Origin of the sequence: Alkalibacterium subtropicum (genome assembly GCF_900112455.1) — a bacterium.
Taxonomy (GTDB): Bacteria; Bacillota; Bacilli; order Lactobacillales; family Carnobacteriaceae_A; genus Alkalibacterium; species Alkalibacterium subtropicum.
Genome location: NZ_FOLT01000001.1, coordinates 131,256 through 153,446 on the forward strand (window position 1 = coordinate 131,256; position 22,191 = coordinate 153,446).

The 22,191-nt window shown below is 41.6% G+C and carries 19 protein-coding genes and 1 other RNA gene; 16 read left to right on the plus strand and 4 right to left on the minus strand.

Annotation, left to right across the window (positions count from 1 at the left end; genetic code table 11):
- The first annotated feature begins 196 nt into the window (after positions 1 to 196).
- On the plus strand, positions 197 to 1,204 hold the full coding sequence (locus tag BM049_RS00685; protein WP_177188539.1) for a class I SAM-dependent methyltransferase: 1,008 nt from the start codon (positions 197 to 199) through the stop codon (positions 1,202 to 1,204).
- Positions 1,205 to 1,221: 17 nt separating this feature from the next.
- The gene (locus tag BM049_RS00690) at positions 1,222 to 2,412 is read left to right on the plus strand and encodes an acetate/propionate family kinase (RefSeq protein ID WP_091528229.1); all 1,191 of its coding nucleotides are present in this window, start codon (positions 1,222 to 1,224) and stop codon (positions 2,410 to 2,412) included.
- Between the two features lie 64 nt (positions 2,413 to 2,476).
- On the opposite strand, the gene BM049_RS00695 is transcribed toward BM049_RS00690, so the two are convergent.
- From BM049_RS00695 to BM049_RS00705, 3 genes are all read right to left on the minus strand, one after another.
- Positions 2,477 to 2,941 (minus strand): universal stress protein, encoded by a 465-nt coding sequence (locus BM049_RS00695; protein WP_091527849.1) that lies wholly within the window; start codon positions 2,939 to 2,941, stop codon positions 2,477 to 2,479.
- Positions 2,942 to 3,059: 118 nt separating this feature from the next.
- Positions 3,060 to 3,248, minus strand: a non-coding RNA gene (ssrS, locus tag BM049_RS00700) — 6S RNA.
- Positions 3,249 to 3,309: 61 nt separating this feature from the next.
- Complete coding sequence (locus BM049_RS00705) at positions 3,310 to 4,575, minus strand: replication-associated recombination protein A (protein ID WP_091527850.1); 1,266 nt, start codon at positions 4,573 to 4,575, stop codon at positions 3,310 to 3,312.
- A 183-nt stretch (positions 4,576 to 4,758) separates the two neighbouring features.
- On the opposite strand from BM049_RS00705, the gene gshAB reads away from it, so the two are divergent.
- The 6 genes from gshAB to recD2 all read left to right on the plus strand — a co-directional run bounded on the left by gshAB (position 4,759) and on the right by recD2 (position 13,266).
- Positions 4,759 to 7,026 carry a bifunctional glutamate--cysteine ligase GshA/glutathione synthetase GshB gene (gene gshAB / locus BM049_RS00710; RefSeq protein WP_091527852.1) on the plus strand — a complete coding sequence of 756 codons (2,268 nt, stop codon included), beginning with the start codon at positions 4,759 to 4,761 and terminating at the stop codon, positions 7,024 to 7,026.
- 17 nt (positions 7,027 to 7,043) lie between these two features.
- Positions 7,044 to 8,198 carry a cysteine desulfurase family protein gene (locus BM049_RS00715; protein WP_091527853.1) on the plus strand — a complete coding sequence of 385 codons (1,155 nt, stop codon included), beginning with the start codon at positions 7,044 to 7,046 and terminating at the stop codon, positions 8,196 to 8,198.
- Positions 8,199 to 8,240: 42 nt separating this feature from the next.
- Entirely contained in the window at positions 8,241 to 8,582 is a 342-nt protein-coding gene (locus tag BM049_RS00720) for a hypothetical protein (RefSeq protein ID WP_091527855.1), read from the plus strand.
- A 190-nt stretch (positions 8,583 to 8,772) separates the two neighbouring features.
- Positions 8,773 to 9,894 carry a tRNA 2-thiouridine(34) synthase MnmA gene (mnmA, locus tag BM049_RS00725; protein WP_091527857.1) on the plus strand — a complete coding sequence of 374 codons (1,122 nt, stop codon included), beginning with the start codon at positions 8,773 to 8,775 and terminating at the stop codon, positions 9,892 to 9,894.
- Between the two features lie 141 nt (positions 9,895 to 10,035).
- A complete protein-coding gene (locus BM049_RS00730) occupies positions 10,036 to 10,812 on the plus strand; it encodes an AraC family transcriptional regulator (protein ID WP_091527858.1) in 777 nt (258 codons plus the stop codon).
- Positions 10,813 to 10,860: 48 nt separating this feature from the next.
- Positions 10,861 to 13,266, plus strand: a complete 2,406-nt coding sequence (gene recD2 / locus BM049_RS00735; protein ID WP_091527860.1) for an SF1B family DNA helicase RecD2 — start codon at positions 10,861 to 10,863, stop codon at positions 13,264 to 13,266.
- Positions 13,267 to 13,303: 37 nt separating this feature from the next.
- On the opposite strand, the gene BM049_RS00740 is transcribed toward recD2, so the two are convergent.
- On the minus strand, positions 13,304 to 14,212 hold the full coding sequence (locus tag BM049_RS00740) for a diacylglycerol/lipid kinase family protein (RefSeq protein WP_177188540.1): 909 nt from the start codon (positions 14,210 to 14,212) through the stop codon (positions 13,304 to 13,306).
- A 163-nt stretch (positions 14,213 to 14,375) separates the two neighbouring features.
- Between BM049_RS00740 and BM049_RS00745 the strand changes: the two genes are divergently transcribed.
- From BM049_RS00745 to greA, 8 genes are all read left to right on the plus strand, one after another.
- Positions 14,376 to 15,269: a YitT family protein gene (locus BM049_RS00745; protein ID WP_091527863.1), complete on the plus strand. Its 894-nt coding sequence runs from the start codon at positions 14,376 to 14,378 to the stop codon at positions 15,267 to 15,269.
- Between the two features lie 344 nt (positions 15,270 to 15,613).
- Positions 15,614 to 18,259 carry an alanine--tRNA ligase gene (alaS, locus tag BM049_RS00750; RefSeq protein ID WP_091527865.1) on the plus strand — a complete coding sequence of 882 codons (2,646 nt, stop codon included), beginning with the start codon at positions 15,614 to 15,616 and terminating at the stop codon, positions 18,257 to 18,259.
- Positions 18,260 to 18,420: 161 nt separating this feature from the next.
- A complete protein-coding gene (locus tag BM049_RS00755) occupies positions 18,421 to 18,678 on the plus strand; it encodes an IreB family regulatory phosphoprotein (protein WP_091527866.1) in 258 nt (85 codons plus the stop codon).
- Position 18,679: 1 nt separating this feature from the next.
- Positions 18,680 to 19,105 carry a Holliday junction resolvase RuvX gene (gene ruvX, locus BM049_RS00760; protein WP_091527867.1) on the plus strand — a complete coding sequence of 142 codons (426 nt, stop codon included), beginning with the start codon at positions 18,680 to 18,682 and terminating at the stop codon, positions 19,103 to 19,105.
- A gap of 14 nt (positions 19,106 to 19,119) precedes the next feature.
- Positions 19,120 to 19,422, plus strand: a complete 303-nt coding sequence (locus tag BM049_RS00765) for a DUF1292 domain-containing protein (protein WP_091527868.1) — start codon at positions 19,120 to 19,122, stop codon at positions 19,420 to 19,422.
- A 235-nt stretch (positions 19,423 to 19,657) separates the two neighbouring features.
- Positions 19,658 to 20,743, plus strand: a complete 1,086-nt coding sequence (gene mltG / locus BM049_RS00770) for an endolytic transglycosylase MltG (protein WP_091527870.1) — start codon at positions 19,658 to 19,660, stop codon at positions 20,741 to 20,743.
- 81 nt (positions 20,744 to 20,824) lie between these two features.
- Positions 20,825 to 21,469, plus strand: a complete 645-nt coding sequence (udk, locus tag BM049_RS00775; RefSeq protein WP_091527871.1) for a uridine kinase — start codon at positions 20,825 to 20,827, stop codon at positions 21,467 to 21,469.
- 143 nt (positions 21,470 to 21,612) lie between these two features.
- Positions 21,613 to 22,086: a transcription elongation factor GreA gene (greA, locus tag BM049_RS00780; protein ID WP_091528230.1), complete on the plus strand. Its 474-nt coding sequence runs from the start codon at positions 21,613 to 21,615 to the stop codon at positions 22,084 to 22,086.
- Positions 22,087 to 22,191: the final 105 nt, after the last annotated feature.

Here is a 22,191-nt window from a genome sequence, read left to right on the forward strand (position 1 = left end):
ATCTAATCGATTTTGGTTCCTTTTTTTCTATCATAAAAACTGACACCATGTCATAATGTGATTTTCAGTACGGTATAGATGTAGCTTAAATCTTGTACATGACAATCGAATGAGTTAAAATAACAGTAGAGCTTTAATGGATTTTTATTCACTTCCGAATGACTGGATAAGGAATAAAAGCGAAAGGATTGTTGCTGTGGATACATCTAAAGTGGAAAAATTTTATACTGTTTTACTGGAATCAACAAGAAATATAAAGGAAGATTTGGATTCAACCTTTGTCGAAGCTTTTATTGAAACGGGTGAAAACATTCTGGATAACGGAAAAGTACACGTCGAAGACGGGCTTCCTCATCCGGAAACAAGAGATAAGTTAATAGCTTTATACAATTCTGTATCGATCGAAGAATTGTCTCTGGAGGAGAAGAAAAAAGCTATCCAGATGATGCTGATCAGTATAGTGAAAGAGGATCAGCTACAAGTGAACCATCAACCTACGCCAGACGGGATCGGCGTCATCTTATCCTATTTCATAGATCTTTTCTTTGAAACAGATGAACCACTCCATCTCGCAGATTTATCCGTTGGTAGCGGCAATTTGCTTTATACCTTGTTTACGACACTATTTTCAGAAAATAAAGAAGTGAAATTAACGGGTGTAGACAATGATGAACTGCTTATTTCTTTGGCTTCTACGATCTCGGCTATACTCCACATACCTGTTCATTTGATGCATCAGGATGCACTGCAGCCACTGTTGCTGGATCCTGTGGACCTGATGATTTCTGATTTGCCGGTAGGTTTCTACCCCATAGATGTTAAAAAGGATGACTTCAAGACACGTTTTGAAGAGGGGCATTCCTACAGTCATTATTTACTCATAGAACAGGGAATGAAGTATTTGAAAGAAAGCGGGTACGCTTTCTATATACTCCCGACGAATGTATTTGAAACAGAGGAAGTAAAAAGCTTGCTGAAGTATGTTCATTCGGTCGGTCATGTTCAGGCGATCATCCACATGCCACTGGAATGGTTCAGTTCAGTCAAGTCTAGAAAGTCATTATTCATTATTCAGAAGAAGGGTGAAGGCAGCAAACAGGTGTCTGAGGTACTCGTCTCTGATGTGCCTAACATTAAAGACCAAAAGACCTTCAATGAGTTCATTTTAAGTATAAAAAAATGGAAAAAAGAGCAGCAAATATAAAAAAGGGAGCGAACAATATGTCAAAAACAATTGCAATCAATGCAGGAAGCTCAAGTCTGAAATGGAAATTATTCACAATGCCACAGGAAGAAGAACTGGCATCCGGCGTGGTCGAACGTATCGGTTTAAATGATTCTATTTTCACTATTAAATATAATGATGGAGAAAAGTACAAGCAAGTTGTCGATATTGCTGATCACGAAGTAGCGGTCGAGATGCTTCTGAAACAATTAATTGAATTGAATATCATCGAGGACTTCAATGAAATTACAGGTGTAGGACACCGTGTGGTTGCCGGTGGAGAAATATTCAAAGACTCTGCTGTGGTTACAGATGAAGTCATCGAGCAAATCGAAAGTCTAGCTGAATTTGCACCTTTACACAATCCAGCCAATGCTACCGGTATTAAAGCCTTCAAGAAAATCCTGCCGGATATTACAAGTGTTGCCGTGTTTGATACCTCTTTCCATCAAACCATGCCTAAAGTGAACTATCTATACAGTATTCCTTATGAATATTATGAAAAACACAATGCACGTAAATATGGTGCACACGGAACAAGCCATAAATATGTTGCACAGCAGGCAGCAGAGATGCTGGAGAAACCGATCGAAGACCTGAAGATCATTACGTGTCATTTAGGTAACGGTGCTTCCATTACGGCTGTCGACGGGGGTAAATCTGTCGATACATCTATGGGATTCACACCATTAGCAGGGGTCACCATGGGGACACGTTCCGGGGATATCGATGCGTCATTACTACCATTCTTAATGGAAAAAGAAGGCATTGAATCGATCGAGGACATGATTTATATTCTCAACAATGAGTCTGGACTAAAAGGACTTTCAGGTGTTTCAAGTGATATGAGAGATTTGGAAGACGTTGAAGACACGAATGAACGTGCAGCATTGGCTCTACGTATATTTGAAGACAGAGTTAAAAAGTACATTGGTTCATATGTTGCGACGATGAATGGTGTCGACGCCATCGTATTTACTGCAGGGATCGGTGAAAATGGACCGGAAACGCGTGAGAATATCATTAATGGCATCTCATATTTCGGTGCTGAAATCGACAGTGAAAGAAATAATGTCCGTGGCAAGCAAAGAGTTATTTCAACAGATGATTCTAAAGTAAAAGTACTACTCATCCCGACCGATGAAGAAGTCATGATTGCCCGCGATGTAGAAAAATTAAGCAATTAAGTTGATTAAAAATTAAAAGACGTCTCTTTTCCAAAACGGAAAAGAGACGTCTTTTAATGCTTATTTATTCTTCAATAAACTCATTGTTTAAGTCAGTACGGACGATCAATACGTCGCATTTAGCCTGGCGGATAACATACTCAGACACTGAACCAACAAATATACGTTCCACAGCGTTCAAGCCGGTTGCGCCGAGCATGATCAAATCGATACTTTCAGCTTCCGGTATCTGTTTGGCGATCATTATTTTCGGTGAACCATACTCTAAAACTGTTTTGACTTTAGAAAGTCCCTCTTTTTCAGCATATTCCTTGTAGTCATTCAGGGTGTTTTTCGCTTCTTCACGTGCGTTATCAGCAATAGATCCGTCAAATGTGCTAAATGACTGATAGGCACGCGTATCGATAACATGAGCAAGAACAAGAACTGCATCGTTTCTCTTGGCCACTTCAACAGCTTTTTTAAATGCTCTTTCTGCCTGTGAAGACCCATCGATGGCTACCAAAATTTTCTTATACTCTTGTAACATATGACACACAACCCTTCTTATATTCTTACCTACATTATACTAAAAAAGAAATTAAATACCTAATAAAAGGAAAAAAGAGCCAGGACATAAAGTCCTGGCTCTGTGTATGACTAAGTATAAGAAATCCGATGGTGCCGGTTGAATGCCATGTTAGGTTGAACCCGCTATTGGCAGGTGGGCTTCTCCAGAAAAATATTTGACTTCCAAGTGATAAGGCGTGTCAGCAATTCTTCCTTTAGAATCCCAATGTTTGAATAAAACGTTCGGTCAACACAGTTTGTAGGCATCGCGTACACCTCAGAATTCTTATCCTTATATTAGCACAGAGGTTATATTTAGTCAATACAGAGTGCTCGCTAATAGAAAACTTATTTATTCTCATATTTAGACAACTGCTTCTCGAGGGCACTTTCGAATTTAGATGTAACTGCAGGGTAGTAGTATCTTTTATTTTTGATACTGTCAGGCAGATATTGCTGTTTCACCCAGTGACTTTCGTGATTATGAGGATACTGATAACCGACACCGCTGCCCAGTTTTTCTGCGCCGGAATAGTGGGCGTCTTTCAGATGGGCCGGAACATCTCCTGAAAAGCCGTTTCTGACATCACCTAAGGCTGCATCGACAGCGGAAATCGCACTGTTTGATTTTGGTGAGAGACACATCTCGATCACTGCATTGGCTAAAGGGATGCGTGCTTCAGGAAAGCCGATTTTTTCTGCCGCTTCTGCTGCTGTGACAACGCGGGCAACCCCGGCAGGGTTGGCTAATCCGATATCCTCATAAGCGGTAACGATCAGGCGTCTTATAATGATCTTTAACTCTCCAGCTTCGATCAGACGGGCCAGATAATGAAGAGCGGCATGAACATCACTTCCTCTAATCGACTTCTGGAAGGCTGAGATGGCATTATAGTGAGCATCGCCATCTTTATCGTGATTCAAAGCCTTCCTTTGCAGACATTCCTCTGCGGTTTCTTTCGTGATGATAATGGATCCGGCACCGTCTGGTTCAGTTGACTTTGCAGCCAGCTCCAGTGCATTTAAAGCACTCCGCAAGTCACCTTGGGTCGACCGGGCAAAGTAGTCTAAAACATTATCTGCAATAGTAATAGGATAGGTGCCGAGGCCATTTTCTTTGTCAGTCAAAGCTCTGTTTAACGCGGCGATAATATGGTCTGCTGTCAATGGTTTCAGTTCAAAAATCTGTGCCCGACTTCTGATCGCAGGATGGATAGATATATATGGATTTTCTGTGGTCGCCCCAATCAAAACGATCCGTCCGTTCTCAAGATGAGGGAGTAAAAAATCCTGTTTCGGTTTATCCAGACGGTGTACCTCATCGAGAAGCAAAACGACTGTACCGCTCATTTTTGCTTCTTCGACAACGATCTCCAGATCCTTTTTCTTGTCAGTCGCTGCGTTAAGCATGCGAAAGGCGTATTGGGTGGATCCGGCTATGGCACTGGCTATACTTGTTTTTCCTATACCGGGGGGACCGTATAAAATCATTGAGGAAAGCTGTTTGGCTTTAACCATTCTCCATATGATCTTACCTTCTCCCACGAGATGTGTTTGTCCTACGATGTTGTCAATGGTTTTTGGCCGCATACGATAGGCTAATGGTTTATTCAATATGATTCTCCTTAATTGATAGCATGGTTTCAGGTGATACAAGTATAGCATTCTTTCTTGATCAATGAAATAAAGTGAACAGTTGTTTGCCAGCAAAAAGACTATTTTTTATGTTCAGTGACAGCTTTTGTGATATGATATAATTTGACATTAAACGCACATTATAATAAGAGGAAGTATAAAATGAATCTAAAGAAAATAGTACAGAACAATCAGCTTGAGCCATATTTTGTTAAAGGATCCTTTGGCATTGAAAAGGAAGGGCTCAGGACCGATGCATCAGGGCATCTGGCACGAACAGATCATCCTTTAGAATTTGGCAGCCGCAACCATCACCCCTATGTGCAGACAGATTTCAGCGAGTCTCAGCTTGAGTTGGTCACGCCGCCTCAGGATACATTGAAGGAGCAGTATCAGTGGTTGAAGGCACTGCATGACGTAGTCAACCGAACTATCCCAAAAGACGAATTCGTCTGGCCGTTCAGTATGCCCAATATCCTGCCAGCAGAAGCGGATATCCCTTTAATAAAAGTAGATGATTACAGGGAAGTCCGCTACCGTGAAAAATTGTCTGAAAAATATGGGAAGAAAAAGCAGATGATCAGTGGCGTACACTACAACTTTTCTTTTACACCCGAATTCCTGGATAAAATCAATGAATATGTACAGACTGAAGATAATCTGGATGAGTGGTGTAATGATCTTTATCTGAAAATGTCGCGTAACTATTTGAGGTATCAGTGGGTGCTGACCTATTTATTCGGGGCTTCCCCGGTCAGTCATCCTTCACTGCTGGACAGTGAGACGATCGGTCCTGTAAGAAGTCTGAGAAACAGCGAATATGGATACCATAATACGTTCAGCGACACAGTATCTTATGAGTCTATAGAGAATTATATTCGTGATATTGAAGAATTAGTAAAAAACAATATTCTATATGAAGAAAGAGAATACTACGGTTCATCACGACTGCGAGGAGCCGGGAAATACGTCTGTCAGCTAGTCAATAATGGTACGCGCTATGTGGAATTCCGGTCATTTGACCTTAATCCGTTTGACCCTCTTGGTTTTTCATATGAGCAATCTGTGTTTCTTCACTTGTACGTGTTAACGATGGTGTGGATGGACAAAGATAACAGAGATGAAGATATCAAAGAGGGAATAGAGAAGAATGCACGGACATCTCTTGAAAACCCCTATGCCTATTCGCAATATAAAGAAGAGGGGCTATCACTTTTAAATCTGATGAAAGACACCAGCCGGGAATTGAACTTGAGCGATGAGTACACAACGGTCGTCGATAAAGCTATTCATCAGTTCCATCATCCAGAAGAGACCTTATCCGCTGTCATCATGGATAAACTGAAAGACAGAACGTCTTTCATTGACTTTGGCAACACGCTCGGCAAGAGTTACAAACAGTTGTCCATGCAGAAACCATTCCTGCTCAACGGATTTGAAACTCTTGAAATGAGTACGCAGCTGCTTCTGTTCGATGCTCTGCAGTTGGGAGTGAAAACGACTATCTTGGATGAGAATGATCAGTTTCTCGCCTTCAGTTATAAAGGAGACAAAGAATATGTTCGAAATGGGAACATGACATCCAAAGATACGTATATTTCACACTGGCTCATGGCTAATAAAACAGTAACTAAAAAAGTACTGAAAGAAAATGGTTTCGCAGTGCCTGCCGGAGAAGAGTTCTCTTCTTTGGAAGAAGCTAAAAACTATTACGCCATCGCATCCCAAAAAGCGGTGGTGATCAAACCCAAGTCTACAAATTACGGCATCGGGATCACGATATTCAAACAGACCCCCAAAAGGACAGATTATGAAGAAGCTTTGTCTTTTGCCTTTAAAGAAGATGACAGTATCCTTGTGGAAGAATACATTGAAGGAACAGAGTACCGATTTTTTGTTCTGAACGGAAAAGTTGAAGCTGTTTTGCTTCGAGAACCGGCGAATGTAACAGGCGACGGCGAACATTCTGTAAAAGAATTGATTGCTGAAAAAAACAGACACCCTTATAGGGGAGAGAATCATCGGGCTCCGCTTGAAAAAATAAAAATGGGTGAAATCGAAGCGATGATGCTTAAAGAACAGGGCTACACATTTGAAAGTGTCCTTCCAGAAAACGAAAAAGTGTATCTACGGGAAAATTCAAATATTTCGACCGGTGGAGATTCCATCGATGTGACAGATGACATGCACGAAAGCTATAAGTCTGTTGCGGAAGATATCGCCCGCGCCTTAGACGTCAAAGTTACAGGTCTGGATCTGATCGTGCCGGATATTCATATGCCTAGCACCAAAGCAAACAACGGATACACCGTGATCGAAGCCAATTTTAATCCGGCTATGAATATGCATGCCTTTGTACAAAAAGGGAAAGGCAGGCGATTATCAAGAAAAGTGCTGGACATGTTGTATCCCCATATCGAACTCTCCTAGTTCAGAAAGGATAAATAATGAGTGAAACAGTCTATTTAGATCATGCAGCAACAACACCGATGCATCCTGAAGTGATCGAAGTCATGACAGAAACGATGAAAAGAAATTTCGGCAATGCTTCGAGCATTCATCAGATCGGACGCGAAAGCAGAGGGCTGGTGGAAGAAGCACGTCGTACATTTGCAGAAAGTATCCATGCCAAGCCTCAAGAAATCGTCATTACCAGCGGAGGCACAGAAAGTGATAATATGGCTATTTTGAAGACTGCTGAGAAGTATAGAGACAGGGGCAGACATATTATTACGACAGCCGTTGAACATCCGGCTGTCTTAAAGCCCGTGGAGTATCTCGCTGAAGCGGGGTTTGAGATCACGTATCTTCCTGTCAATGAAGACGGGGAAATAACACTGGAACAAGTTCAGGCAGCCTTAAGGGAAGATACCATCCTTGTTTCGATAATGTATGGCAATAATGAAATCGGCAGTCTGATGCCCATAGGAGACATTGGCCGTTACCTGAAGGAGTCAGCCCCGGGGGTCGTCTTTCACACAGATGCTGTCCAGGCTTATGGGACAGAAGATATTGATGTGAAGGATGAAAAAATCGACCTATTATCAGTTTCGGCACACAAGATCAATGGACCCAAAGGAATAGGGTTTCTGTATATAAACGACGATCTTTCGATACCTCGTCTGATCATGGGCGGAGAACAGGAAAACAATAGAAGAGGAGGGACGGAGAACGTCCCTGCGATTGCCGGTTTTAAAAAAGCAGTGGAACTTAGAATGGTAAACAAGTCAGAATTGAGAGAGTCATACAGCTACTTCAAGAAACTCTTTATTAATAAACTGGAGGAAACGGAGATAGACTTTAGTGTGAATGGATCAATAGAAAAAGGTCTGCCTCATATACTCAGTCTGCACTTGAAAGGTATACCGGCTTATAAGCTGCTGATTCACCTTGATCTGGCACGAATCGCTGTCTCTATAGGCTCTGCCTGTTCAGCGGGGAATGTGGATCCCAGCCATGTGCTGATCGCTTTGTATAATGACAATCATCCGGCTATAGAAGAAACGGTCAGGATCAGCTTTGGTCAGGGTGTAACAGAAGAGGGCATTATAAAAACAGTAAATAAAATTCAGAATACCTGTGCTTCTTTAAAGGTAAATTGATGTATAATAAAGACAGTGAAACGTAAAGGGAGGAATTAGTGGATGGCAACGTATAAGCAAGATCATTTATTAGGCAGTGAGGCGCACTACGCTGTGCATGAAGATGCCAAACGGTACACACTCAGAGATAACGGGTTCCTTGAAAGTAAGAACGGGTCGTTTCAGTACGAAAGAGTTCTGTCTCTGCACAGTCAGGATAAAAAAGTTCCCAAACTGAAACTTGTTATTTCCAAGGATATCGATGAGCTGAAGTTATCTGCCGTGACTTCGAATGGTTTAAAAAAGGTCGATCTGTATAAATCCGATCAGCTGGAAGAGGAAAGGAAATTTGCTGAAGGGATCATTGAATCTCTGGTGAATGCAAAGGTACTGAAAAAGGTTTAGCCAGACTAGCTCGTCACGGTGTACACCTTGTCAGATCAAAGACACACAAGGCCATTGTGTGTCTTTTCTTTTAATTATCCCTGCTATCCCTTGATTTATTCATGATAGACAGTATAATAGTACAGACTGGAAACATACGAACCTTCAATTCGTGCAAGTACAGAATCTTTACAGAAATGATGGTGAACACATGTCAAATGCAGATACAAGAGTAGTCGTAGGCATGAGTGGTGGAGTCGACTCGTCAGTTACGGCTTTACTGCTTAAAGAGCAGGGGTATGATGTTATTGGCGTTTTTATGAAAAACTGGGACGATACAGACGAGAATGGTTTCTGTACCGCTACAGAAGACTATAAAGATGTGGCTCTCGTAGCCAACAAAATAGGCATCCCTTATTATTCGATCAATTTCGAGAAGGAGTATTGGGACAAAGTCTTCCAGTATTTCCTGGATGAATACAAAAAAGGACGCACACCGAACCCGGATGTCATGTGCAACAAAGAAATTAAATTTAAAGCCTTCCTTGATTATGCTATGAGTCTTGGCGCTGAATATGTGGCTACAGGGCATTATGCACGGGTAAGCAGAGACGAAGACGGAAGAACTCACATGCTGCGTGGCGTAGATAACAACAAGGATCAGACTTATTTCCTGAACCAGCTGTCTCAGGCACAGCTGTCTAAAGTCATGTTCCCGCTAGGTGAAATGGACAAGAGTGAAGTCAGGAAGATCGCTGAAGAAGCCGGACTGGCGACAGCCAAGAAAAAAGATTCCACCGGTATCTGTTTTATCGGAGAAAAAGATTTCAAGGAATTCCTCATGAACTATCTGCCGGCTCAACCAGGTAATATGGTAACTGAAGAGGGAGAAGTCATGGGCCGTCATGACGGGCTGATGTATTATACCATCGGGCAGAGAAAAGGTTTGGGTATCGGTGGAACAGGTCAGTCTAATGAACCGTGGTTCGTTATCGGCAAAAATCTGAAGAACAACGAACTGATCGTCGGCCAGGGATTCACACATCCCCATCTTTATGCGACGCATCTGGAAGCCAGTGATTTCTCCTTCACGACGGACAAAGAGTACCCTGAAACGTTCAGATGCTCTGCTAAATTCAGATACAGACAAAAAGACGTCGATGTGACCGTTCACTACAATAAAGAAGAAGACAAGGCAGTGGTAGAATTCGACGAACCTGCCCGTGCAATCACTCCTGGTCAGGCCATCGTTTTTTATGACGGCGAAGAATGTCTGGGCGGTGGTACGATAGATCGTGCCTATAAGGAAACTGAATTACTGCAATACATTTAAGTGAGATGATTAAAAAAGAGCTGCTCTGTTGATCAGACAGCTCTTTTTTGCATTAGGGATGAACCCTTTAAAAAGAATGTATTTTCATTACAGGTGTAGTATACTGATAGACAATATTAGTGATAAAAGGAGCGGTGTAGTATGTACTTATTCGAGCAGTATGGTATGGAAGGAGAAGAACAATTCAACTTTTCTTCATTGAAAGACTTGAATTTTCCTCTACATTTTCATCGGGCCTATGAAATAATCATTGTTGAGAAAGGCGAGATGAGCATAACCATTGAAGAAAGAAACTACCATCTAACAGCTAATGAAGCGGTCTTTATTTTTCCGAACCAGTTGCATAAACTGTTTACGCCGGAACAGTCAGTCTGTAGAGTGCTCATTTTTTCGCCGGAATTGATCGGACATTTTTTTTCATCATACAAAGGTTCTGCACCAGAAGATAACCGCTTTACCGTGACAGAAATACCGGAAAAACAGGCGCTGTCATCTGTTTATGCCCAGAAAGCCGTCTTATACAGGTATTGTGACAAACTGATCCGATCGACAACTTTTGAGACAATAAAAGTGTCTTCAAAACGAAAAATCATCCAGAACGTCCTGCTTTACATCGATAATCATTATCAGGATGACTGTACATTAAAAGATGTCACCAAAGCCATACAGTATGATTATGCTTATGTCTCCAAAGTTTTTTACATCTATACCAACCTAACATTTACAACTTATATAAACAGATACCGATTAACTCAGGCAACTTATCTACTTTTAAATACAGAAAAGTCGGTCAGTGATATTGCTCAAACATGTGGATACAAAACATTACGCACGTTCAACCGCAACTTCAAGGAATTGAAGAATGTATCACCATCTGTTTTCAGAGAAGAAAATAAAGATTATGGGAAAAAGACCTAGATTAATAGCCAAGTATTAGATAAACTATTCAAGGAAGGAGGACGTCTCGTGCAGCAGCTTGATTTTTCAAATGAAAGGGAATCAGAAGATTATATCAGTGGTGAAATAGCTGCTATATATTTTTCCAGTCCTTCTAATTACTATAAAGTAATGCTTATAAAAATCGATTCGACGAATACCGAAGTGGATGAGCCACAGACAGTGGTCACAGGGAATTTTGGTCAGATCCAGGAAGGAGACAGCTATAAATTCATTGGGAAATGGACCGATCATCCTAAATACGGACTGCAGTTTCAGTCCTCTAAGTACGTCAAAGAAAAGCCCTCTACAGAAGAAGCGATCATAACGTATCTTTCCAGTCCCCGATTTAGAGGGATCGGGAAGAAATCAGCCCAAAAGATAGTAGATACTTTAGGTCTTGACAGTATTGATAAGATCCTTGAAGATGAACGTGTTTTGGATAATGTACCTGGATTGAATGAATCAAAGAAAGAAATGATTCTTTCTGTTCTGGAAAAAGAACAGGGTATGCAGAAAGTTATTATTGCCTTAAACAATTACGGAATATCCAATAAACTGGCTTATAAGATTTATCAGCGTTTTGAAGGCGACACACTTTCGGTCATTCAATCCAATCCATATCGGCTGATCGAAGAAATCGAGGGTATCGGATTCAGCCGGGCAGATGCAGTTGCTGAGGAAATCGGTATCGTCAGCGATGCACCGGAACGGGTGAAAGCCGGGATCGTTTATACACTTGAAGAACAGACCATGAAATCCGGCGATACTTATGTAGAAGCGGAATTCCTAGTGAAAAACAGTATTGAAGTACTGGAAAAAAGTCGGCCGTTTATCATCGCCCCCGATCTGATTGCTGATAATATCATTGAACTTGTGGACTCTCAAAGCATCATCCAGGAAGAAAATGCCTTTTATCTGCCTTCTCTGTATGCTTCAGAGTGGGGCATAGCGAATGCACTAGAGCGATTAAGAATAAATGCGGAAAAAGAAACAGCCAAAGTCGCTGCTATCAATAAAAAAATAAAAGAGTTCGAAAAACGCCGGGGCATAACCTTCGGCTCCTCTCAAAAAGAAGCCATAAAAAAAGCTTTGACCTCACCGGTATTCCTGCTGACAGGAGGGCCGGGTACAGGTAAGACAACCGTCCTTGAGGTCATCGTATCTATTTATGCTGAACTTGAAGATATCAGCCTGGATCCGGCAGACTATCCCAACGAACCTTTTCCTGTCCTGCTGGCAGCTCCGACCGGACGTGCAGCTAAACGTATGAAAGAAACGACGGGGCTGCCATCAAGCACCATTCACCGGTTACTCGGTTTGACGGGCTCTGATGATGATCCGCTGCAGGAATCCGATCGGATGCTGAAAGGAACCTTGCTGATCATTGATGAGATGTCGATGGTCGATACTTGGTTAGCTTATCAGCTCCTGAAAGCTGTACCCGATAATATGAAAGTGATCCTGGTCGGAGATAAAGACCAGCTGCCTTCAGTTGGTCCTGGTCAGGTCCTCAGAGACTTGATCGCGAGTGAAGAAATAGAAAAAAAAGAACTCACTGAAATTTATCGTCAGAATGATGGGTCATCGATCGTCTCGCTGGCACATGAAATCAAACGAGGGGACATACCCGATGATTTCACTGCAAAGAAAAATGACCGGAATTTCTTCCCGTGCGGTACGAATCAGGTCGTTGATATCGTGTCACTATTGGTCTCAAAAGCTATCGAAAAAGGGTACACAGCTCAGGACATCCAGGTGCTGGCCCCGATATATAAAGGCAATGCAGGGATCGACCGGTTGAATAAACACCTTCAGGATCTCTTCAATCCCAAAAAAGAGAAAACAAAAGAAGTAGAATTTATGGATAAAACCTACCGGATCGGTGATAAAGTTCTACAGCTCATCAATGAACCTGAACGAAACGTCTTTAACGGAGATATGGGGATCATCACAGGAATCCTCTCTTCTAAAGAGTCGGAAAATAATTCCGAAGAACTGGTCATCGACTTTGACGGCAACGAAGTCAATTATCTGAGAAATGAATGGAATAAGATCACGCTCTCATACTGCTGCTCTATTCATAAGTCTCAAGGCAGTGAGTATCCGATGGTCATTCTGCCCATCGTTTTCGGTTATGGGCGTATGCTGAAAAAAGACATCATTTATACAGCAATCACCCGCGCCAGCCAGACACTGCTTTTATGTGGCGAGCAGAATGCTTTCCTCAAAAGTGTTTCTGAGAATACAACTGAACGACTGACGTCCTTAGCCAGTCGAATCCGTTTTAATTCGAAAGAAGAAAATACAGGGTTGGAAATCAAGAGGAAAAAAGTAGAAACATCCCCCTCGAGAACTGACTATGTTCTAACGCCTTCGGCTGTTGAATCCGATGCAGTTGATCCGATGATCGGTATGAAAGGGATTAAACCATAAAGAAGCGACCTCATAAAGTGAGATCGCTTCTTGCGTTTTATATCCAGAAGGGGTGTTTGACTGTTCTCACAGACATGTTCTGTAAGCTCTTGTTTATAAGCTCGCCGTCACGCTGTCCATACTGGGGAGTATAGAGCATGAAACTGCAGGAAGCCACACGGTGACTATGCAGCTTGGGGTGTTTCAGGTGATTCTGTGTAGTCAAAATGGAAAACAAAATGCTGAGCAATTCCTTAAAACTCACTTTTTCAGCAATAACCAGATCTATCCGGCTATCCGTAGCCACGGCTTTTGGATGAATCGGGATGCCTCCTCCAAAGAACTTATTGTTTGTACATACGATGAGCAGTGTTTCGCCATATATATAGCTCTGTTCATCGGTCGTGAGCTTCAGTGGGAAAGCTTTCTGGGAAAAATAGGCGGATAGAACAGAGGCCAGATAGGAAAACTTGCCGATAGTTTGCTTGTTTTTAGTTTGGTCGATCTTGTTGATTACCATGCCGTCCAACCCGAATCCTATACTGTTTACTGCTACAATATCTGAATAGTCAGATGTTCCGATCAATACATCAAGCAAAGTCGGGGAGTCCGTCTTCAGTATATTACTGATCGAGGCTTCGATCGTTAAAGGCAGATCGAGTGAACGGGCAAAATCATTCCCGGAGCCTGTCGGAATATACGCTAAGGGCAAGGGCGATTCAGCATTCAGTAATCCCTGTACGGCTTCATTCAGAGTGCCATCACCGCCGACAGCTACAATAAGTGAATCTTCATCGACCTTTGCTGATAAATGCTCAGCCAGTGCAGTGGCATGCTGAGGATACTGGGTAATATGTATGTCATACGTATTGCCGTAATGCTTCATGCACTGTCTGATCTGATGTGTGGTTTTCTTGCCTTTTCTGGAAAATTCGTTAACGATAAAAATCAAATGTTTATTATTCACGTTATCACCGATTCTTGTTTTATAACCATAGTATACGTGAAATCCATATAAAAGAAAGATAATCTTAGTAAATACACATAAATGGAACTTGTCCTTGTCATACTGACACTTAAAGTGTTAGAATGTTTCGAGTTGACGAATAGCTAAATAAGGAGGATATTAAATGTTACGAGTAGCAAAAAAATATACATTAAGCGCGGTGGATTATGTCTATATCATCTTTGGATCATTTTTAGCGGCTGTGTCCTTTCAGGTTTTTTTATTACCCAACAATATCGTTTCAGGCGGGGTCTCAGGATTATCTATTGCCGCAAATGCTTCATTCGGATGGGACCCGGCACTGTTTCAGTATGCACTTAATATCCCTTTACTGCTCCTGTGTTTTTTACTGCTTGGTAAAGAAGCGGGTTATAAAACGATTTTAGGCAGCTTGCTTATTCCATTCTTTCTGATGTTTATCGGAGACTGGGATCCGGTCACCCGTGAACCGCTCCTGGCGGCTCTGTTTGGTGGAGGGATCACCGGGTTAGGTCTGGGGATCGTCTTCCGGGCGAAATCTTCGACAGGCGGGACGAGTATTATTGTGCAGATCCTTTATCAATATCTGCATCTCCAGCTGGGGTTGAGCACCATACTAGTGGATGGTGTTGTTATCCTCATCGCTTTGTTAGTCTTTGACGTTGAGACGGTCATGTTTTCACTGATAGCCTTGTACATCGTTTCTCGAACGATCGATATGGTTCAGCTCGGATTCAACAGGAACAAAAATGTCTTCATCATCTCAGACAATCCGGATGACATCAGACAGGAGATCCTCCACACGATGGAAAGAGGAGTTACGAATCTCGGTATTCGCGGAGGTTATGGAAATACAGACAAAGATATGCTGATGGCCGTTATTCAGGAAAGAGAATTTACATTACTGAAAGAAGCGGTCCTGAAAGCTGATTCGGATGCTTTTGTCGTTGCAATGCCTGCGAGTGAAGTGTTGGGACGGGGCTTTTCAATGCACAAATATTTCCCTGCTCATGAAACAGAGTGGACAGATGAAGCGTAACCAGGTCAACTGTTTTCTTAAGAAGCGCACATTTTTTCAAGTATCCGCAGTATATTGACTAATCGGTCGATCTGCGCTATACTTTTATCATTCACAGAAGGACATGCTGGAGTGTAAACAAAGAGAGATATTCGACCGCTGAAAGAATATCACACACTTGAGTGCCACCTTCAAATCTTTTATACGAAAGTATAACGTTACTTGGCGTTAACAAGTCTCAAGAGGTAATGGCTGACTGAATAAGTTATTACAAACAAGGTGGTACCGCGAAAACTCGTCCTTGTCTGTAGTAGTTTATTCAGTCTTTTTGTTTATATAGATTGTTTATAAAAGGAGAAGTGAAAATGAAAGATTTATCAAGCTCAGAGTTAAGACAACTCTTTTTAGACTTTTTCAAAGAAAAAGGACATCAAGTAGAGAAAAGTGCTTCACTGGTTCCGGTAGAAGATCCGACACTGCTCTGGATCAATTCCGGGGTCGCTACAATGAAGAAATATTTTGATGGCACAGTCCGGCCGGATAATCCGAGGATCGCCAGTTCACAAAAGAGTATTCGCACAAATGACATCGAGAATGTCGGTGTGACGGCTAGACACCACACGCTGTTTGAAATGCTGGGCAATTTCTCTATCGGCGACTACTTTAAGGAAGAAGCCATCGAGTGGGCTTGGGAATTTTTAACAGGTGAAAAGTGGCTGGCGCTTGATCCGTCGAAACTTTATATCACGGTCTATCCTCAGGATGAAGAGACCTATAGTATATGGAAGGATAAGATCGGGATAGACGAGTCTCATCTTATTCTGGAGGAAGGTAACTTCTGGGATATCGGAGAAGGACCGTGCGGACCGGATTCTGAGATATTCTATGACAGGGGAGAATCTTTCAACGATCTCCCTGCAGGACATGAAGAAAATTATCCTGGTGGGGAAAATGAACGCTGGCTGGAGATATGGAATCTGGTATTCTCTGAATTCAACCACAAATCTGATGGGACCTACGCCCCGTTACCTAATAAAAATATTGATACCGGGATGGGACTTGAGCGTATCGTATCGGTCATCCAAAACGCACCGACAAATTTCGAAACTGATTTGTTTATGCCTATCATCAATAAAGTAGAATGGATATCAGGTCATGATTACAATGAGAATGAAAAGAATAAAATCAGTTTCAAAGTGATCGCGGATCATATCCGAACACTAGTGTTCGCCATCAGTGATGGAGCTCTGCCTTCCAATGAGGGACGGGGTTACGTGTTAAGACGACTGCTGAGAAGAAGTGTCATGCATGGAAGAAAATTGTCTATTGAAAAGCCATTCCTGACACAGCTGATCCCAGTCGTGGCAGAAATCATGCATGATCACTATCCGGAAGTCAGTGAAAATACTGAATTTATCGAAAAGGTTATTTTAAATGAAGAAGAAAGGTTCCTTGAAACACTTGCTGCGGGTCTGGACAGGGTGAAAGAAATCGTTGAAGAATTGAAAGCAGAAGGGCAGACTGTCATTTCAGGGAAAGATGTCTTTCAGTTATATGACACATACGGTTTCCCTCTGGAACTAACTGAAGAAGTAGTTGAAGAAGAAGAGATCGCGATCAATTATGAGGAATTTGAAGTGGAAATGGAAAAACAGCGGGAACGGGCTCGATCAGCTCGTCAGGCTGAAGGATCTATGGCCGTTCAATCCTCTCTTTTGAATGATGTGTCTGTGGAAAGTGATTTTATAGGTTATAGCGAAGACGAAACGTCAAGTGAACTTGTTAAGATCATTAAAGAAGATAGCTTTGTTCAGGAAGCAGAGCCGGGGGAATCAGTCAGACTTATATTCAGCGAAAGTCCATTTTATGCCGAAAAAGGCGGACAAGTGGGTGACAGCGGCTTGATCATGGATGACGAACAAACCGTGATGGCAGAGGTGACAAATGTCAAATCGGGTCCAGACGGGCAGCCGATTCACGAAGTAGAAGTCAGACATAAGCTGAATGTCAATGATACCTACCATCTGATCATAGACAGGAAACGCAGAAGACTGATCGAACGCAATCACACTGCCACGCACCTGCTGCATCAGGCCTTAAAAGACGTTTTGGGTGAGCATGCCAATCAGGCCGGATCTTTAGTGGAAGACAGCCAACTGAGATTTGACTTTACTCATTTTGGACAAGTAACCGAAGAAGAACTGAAGCAAATGGAAGCACAGGTCAATCAGAAGATTCAGGAAAACATTAGGGTGGAAACGGTGGAAACAGATATCGATACAGCCAAAGACATGGGGGCCATGGCCTTGTTTGGTGAAAAATATGGGAAACATGTCCGAGTCGTATTGATCGATGATTATTCGAAAGAGTTATGTGGAGGAACACACGTCACATCTACTTCAGAAATCGGATTATTCAAAATCCTGTCAGAAACGGGGATCGGTGCCGGGACACGACGTATCATTGCTCGAACAAGTGAAGGTGCATATCGCTGGATGGAAGAACAGCTGACTATCTTAAAACAGGTTTCAAAATTGATGAAACTGCAGTCACTTCACGACTTGCCTGTTAGAGTGGAAGGTCTTCAAAAAGAAATCAAAGAAATCAGCCAGGCGAATGAATCTTTACACGCCAAGCTGGCTAATGCTCAGGCAGAAGATATCTTCACAAAGGTAGATACGGTCGGGGACCTTACTGTAATCGCAGAAGAGATCAAGGCAAAAGACATGAACCAGCTGAGACAGCTGGCAGATAAGTGGAAACAGAACAACTACTCGGATATCCTGGTCCTTGGATTGAGAAACGAGGGCAAAGTCAATCTTATCGCTTCCCTGAATGAGAAAGCAAGAGACAAGGAGCTCAAGGCCGGACATCTTATCAAAACGATCTCTCCTTATGTCAAAGGCGGCGGCGGTGGCCGTGATGACTTTGCTCAGGCAGGCGGGAAAAATCCTGATGGTCTGCCGGAGGCGCTGAAGGCAGTTTCTGATTGGATAAAAGACAACAGCTGATCTGCCTGGTTTATGAATAAGTATATTCATATTTTAGTCCAGCCTCATAGAATGCATTGTACTTTGATTTGATTTCTAGTAAAATGAACATACTAGAAACTTTCAGAAAGAATATGATTGACAAATCATATTCTTTAATGAAAAGACGGAGGGAACATTAGATGACTTCAAATGATCATACTGTTCGATTTAGTGTAGACAATGTAGATGAACACAGTGTTGAAGAAACATTGAAACTGGTATATACAGCATTGGAAGAAAAAGGATATAACCCGATCAATCAGATCGTCGGCTATCTGTTGTCCGGAGATCCGGCTTATATACCTCGTCATAAGGATGCCAGAAACCTGATCAAGCGGCATGAGAGAGACGAAGTCCTGGAAGAACTCGTTACACGCTATATAGAGACTAAAAAATAACATGCGGATAATGGGATTGGATGTCGGATCGAAAACGGTCGGGGTGGCTGTCAGTGATTATTTCGGCTGGACAGCACAAGGTATCGAAACGATAAAAATAAATGAATCCAAAGAAGAATTTGGACTTGACCGTCTAAAAGAACTCATCGATGAGTATGAAATAGAGTCTTTCGTTGTCGGACTACCCAAGAATATGGATGGTTCGATTGGCGAGCGTGCTGAGATCTCTATGGAATATGGAGATAAGATCAAAGAACGTTTCGGATTACCGGTAACGTATGTCGATGAACGTCTGACTACGATGCAGGCAACGAGAATGCTGATAGAAGAAGGGAATACTTCCCGTAAAAAACGAAAAAAAGTAATCGATAAACTTGCGGCTGTAATGATCTTACAAAATTATTTAGATCAGCAGTCAAAAAGCTGAAGGAGGAAACTGTTATGTCAAATGACCACAACCACGACCATGATCACGATCATGAACATATAACGATTATAGATGAAGAGGGCAATGAAGAATTATACGAGATCCTTTTCACTTTTGAATCAGAAGACTTCGATAAATCTTATGTCCTGGTCTACCCGGCTGGAACAAGTGAAGGGGATGAAGTCGAACTGTCTGCATTTTCATATAAAGAATCAGAAGGCGGACTTGAAGGAACATTAAGTTCGATCGATTCAGATGAAGAATGGGAAATGATCGAAGAAGTGTTGAATACATTCATCAGCGAAGAAGAAGATTAAGGAAACAAAGTGAATAAAAGGACGGATATCTACAGTGAGTCGCTTTCATCAGGCAGCATACATGAAAGCCTCACGGTTATCCGTCTTTTTTTTGGGGCCAGACATATAAGGTTATCTCATATATGTAATCGATAAGAGTGAAATTTAAATGAAGCGTAGAATTATCTTTTCTATGCTCAGGATATTGTGTATAATGATTAAGATAACTATCTTAATAAAAAAGGATGGACAGTTCATGCCTGATAGAAAATCGACCAAGACGGTTAGAAAAATAGTATTGAGTATCGTTTCAATTTTGATCATATTAATTATTGTGCTCGTTGTATCGGGCTACCAGTACTACACATCATCACTGGAACCGCTGGAACCGGAAAGTAATACAGATGTTCCGATAGAAATCCCTATTGGCTCGTCACGTACCGATATTGCCCGGATTCTTGAAGAAAATAATATTATACGGAGTGCCTTTGTTTTTAATTACCATCTCAGGTTCACTGGGGAAGAGGGTTTCCAGGCAGGCTACTATCTGTTTTCGCCTTCTATGTCTACAGAAGAAATCGTGACCCAGCTTCAAGAAGGAGGCACCCCTATCCTGGAAGAATCAGCCGGGAGCATAACGATTCCGGAAGGTTTTACAGTAGAACAGGTGGCCATCGTCATTGAACAGCAGACGGACTATTCAGTCGAGGAATTCTTTGAACTGATCGAAAGCGACGTCTTCCTCGAGGAAAAACTAGAAGAATATCCAGATCTCTTGACTGGGGCAATGGAGGTCAAGGAAGAAACACTGTATACGCTGGAAGGGTATCTCTTTCCCGCTACATACGAATTTCTTGATGATACGACCCTGGAACATTTAGTTACTCAGATGATCAGCCAAATGGATCAGGTGTTCCAGGAACACTATACTGAAATCGAAGCACAGGAGACATCTGTTCACGATATTCTGACGCTGGCTTCATTTGTTGAACGAGAAGGTATCACGTATGAAGACCGCGAACTGATCGCTGGAGTCTTTTACAATCGTCTTGATGTAGGTATGGCCCTGCAGACAGACGTGAGTGTCACCTATGCGCTGGGAGAGCATCAGGAGAGGATCACCTATGATGATCTGGAAGTGGATTCTCCTTATAATCTCTATCAAAATACTGGACTTGGACCTGGACCGGTAAATAATCCGTCCGAAGAAGCCGTTCAAGCGACGCTTTATCCTGCTGAAACAGATTACATGTATTTCCTGGCAGATTTAGCAACAAGAGAGGTATATTTCTCAGAGACTTATGAACAGCATCTGGATTACAGAGATGAATATTTACGATAATAAATAAAAGCATTGAGTCTTTATTGACTCAGTGCTTTTGTTAAGATGACTATACTGTTAGTTTAAGAAAGGAAATGTGTGATGAATAAGAATCAAAAAGACAAACCGATTGTCATTGGAGTAACTGGAGGTTCTGGCAGTGGGAAGACAAGCGTCAGTCAGGCAATCTATAACTATTTTCCCGGGAAATCGATCATGATGCTTGAACAGGACTCATATTATAAAAATCAGGATCATCTGAGTTTTGAAGAACGTTTGAAAACAAATTATGATCATCCTTTTGCTTTTGATACAGATTTACTTATTTCTCACCTACACGATTTATTAAACTATAAAAGTATCAATAAACCGGTTTATGATTACACCAGACATACAAGAAGTGACGAAACGATCTTGCAGGAACCAAAAGAAGTCATCATTCTTGAAGGGATACTGATACTGGAAGATGCACGATTGAGAGATTTAATGGATATCAAAGTCTATGTAGATACAGATGATGACATAAGGATCATTCGTCGCATTAAAAGAGATATCGAAGAGCGGGGGAGAACACTCGATAATGTCATTGAACAATATCTATCCGTTGTCAAACCGATGCACTCTCAATTTATAGAACCGACAAAAAAATATGCAGATATTATTATACCCGAAGGTGGAAGAAATCAAGTGGCTATTGATCTGATGACGACGAAGATACATACTATCTTTCAGGAGCGTTCCTTGTAAAAGGGGATGTCTAATTTTATAAAAACGCTTTACATCGACATACGTTCATGGTATCTTAATTCCATTGAGAATTTAGTTGACATTAAATTTTTTGATATATAGCTTTAATATGACTAAAGTATTTTATGAGGTGAATGATAATGATGACAGAAAAAGTATATCCAATGACAGCTCAGGGAAAAGAAAAGCTGGAAAATGAATTAAATGAACTAAAGTCAGTGAAGAGAAAAGAAGTAGTCGAACGTATCAAGATAGCAAGAGGTTTCGGAGATTTATCCGAGAACTCCGAGTACGAATCAGCAAAAGATGAACAGGCATTTATCGAAGGCAGAATAAGTACGCTGGAAAATATGCTTCAAAATGCAGAAATCATCGACAGTTCAAATTCCAAAGAAGGCGAAGTGACATTAGGCCGTTCCGTTATCTTTAAAGAACTGCCAGATGGTATTGAAGAAGAATATACCATTGTCGGTAAAGCTGAAGCCGATCCTTTCTCAGGTAAGATTTCAAATGAATCGCCTATAGCACAAGCCTTGTTGGGTAAAAAAGTTGGAGATAAAGTTGAGATCCAAACACCTGGCGGAACAATGTCAGTGGAAATCACAAAAGTTGTTTAACTAAAAATATAAGCTAAAGACTTATCTGAAAAGGATAAGCCTTTAGCTTTTTTTATCAGACTTAAGACCTATCTTTGAAAGAAAGTAATGCTATTTAAGAATATT

Excerpts from the sequence above, each read along its gene's own strand:
- ruvX (WP_091527867.1), top strand. The coding sequence starts at position 18,680 with ATGCGGATAATGGGATTGGATGTCGGATCGAAAACGGTCGGGGTGGCT.
- BM049_RS00690 (WP_091528229.1), top strand. The coding sequence starts at position 1,222 with ATGTCAAAAACAATTGCAATCAATGCAGGAAGCTCAAGTCTGAAATGG.
- gshAB (WP_091527852.1), top strand. The coding sequence starts at position 4,759 with ATGAATCTAAAGAAAATAGTACAGAACAATCAGCTTGAGCCATATTTT.
- BM049_RS00695 (WP_091527849.1), bottom strand. The coding sequence starts at position 2,941 with ATGTTACAAGAGTATAAGAAAATTTTGGTAGCCATCGATGGGTCTTCA.
- BM049_RS00715 (WP_091527853.1), top strand. The coding sequence starts at position 7,044 with ATGAGTGAAACAGTCTATTTAGATCATGCAGCAACAACACCGATGCAT.
- udk (WP_091527871.1), top strand. The coding sequence starts at position 20,825 with ATGAATAAGAATCAAAAAGACAAACCGATTGTCATTGGAGTAACTGGA.
- BM049_RS00755 (WP_091527866.1), top strand. The coding sequence starts at position 18,421 with ATGACTTCAAATGATCATACTGTTCGATTTAGTGTAGACAATGTAGAT.
- mltG (WP_091527870.1), top strand. The coding sequence starts at position 19,658 with ATGCCTGATAGAAAATCGACCAAGACGGTTAGAAAAATAGTATTGAGT.
- BM049_RS00765 (WP_091527868.1), top strand. The coding sequence starts at position 19,120 with ATGTCAAATGACCACAACCACGACCATGATCACGATCATGAACATATA.
- BM049_RS00720 (WP_091527855.1), top strand. The coding sequence starts at position 8,241 with ATGGCAACGTATAAGCAAGATCATTTATTAGGCAGTGAGGCGCACTAC.
- mnmA (WP_091527857.1), top strand. The coding sequence starts at position 8,773 with ATGTCAAATGCAGATACAAGAGTAGTCGTAGGCATGAGTGGTGGAGTC.
- alaS (WP_091527865.1), top strand. The coding sequence starts at position 15,614 with ATGAAAGATTTATCAAGCTCAGAGTTAAGACAACTCTTTTTAGACTTT.
- greA (WP_091528230.1), top strand. The coding sequence starts at position 21,613 with ATGACAGAAAAAGTATATCCAATGACAGCTCAGGGAAAAGAAAAGCTG.
- BM049_RS00730 (WP_091527858.1), top strand. The coding sequence starts at position 10,036 with ATGTACTTATTCGAGCAGTATGGTATGGAAGGAGAAGAACAATTCAAC.
- BM049_RS00745 (WP_091527863.1), top strand. The coding sequence starts at position 14,376 with ATGTTACGAGTAGCAAAAAAATATACATTAAGCGCGGTGGATTATGTC.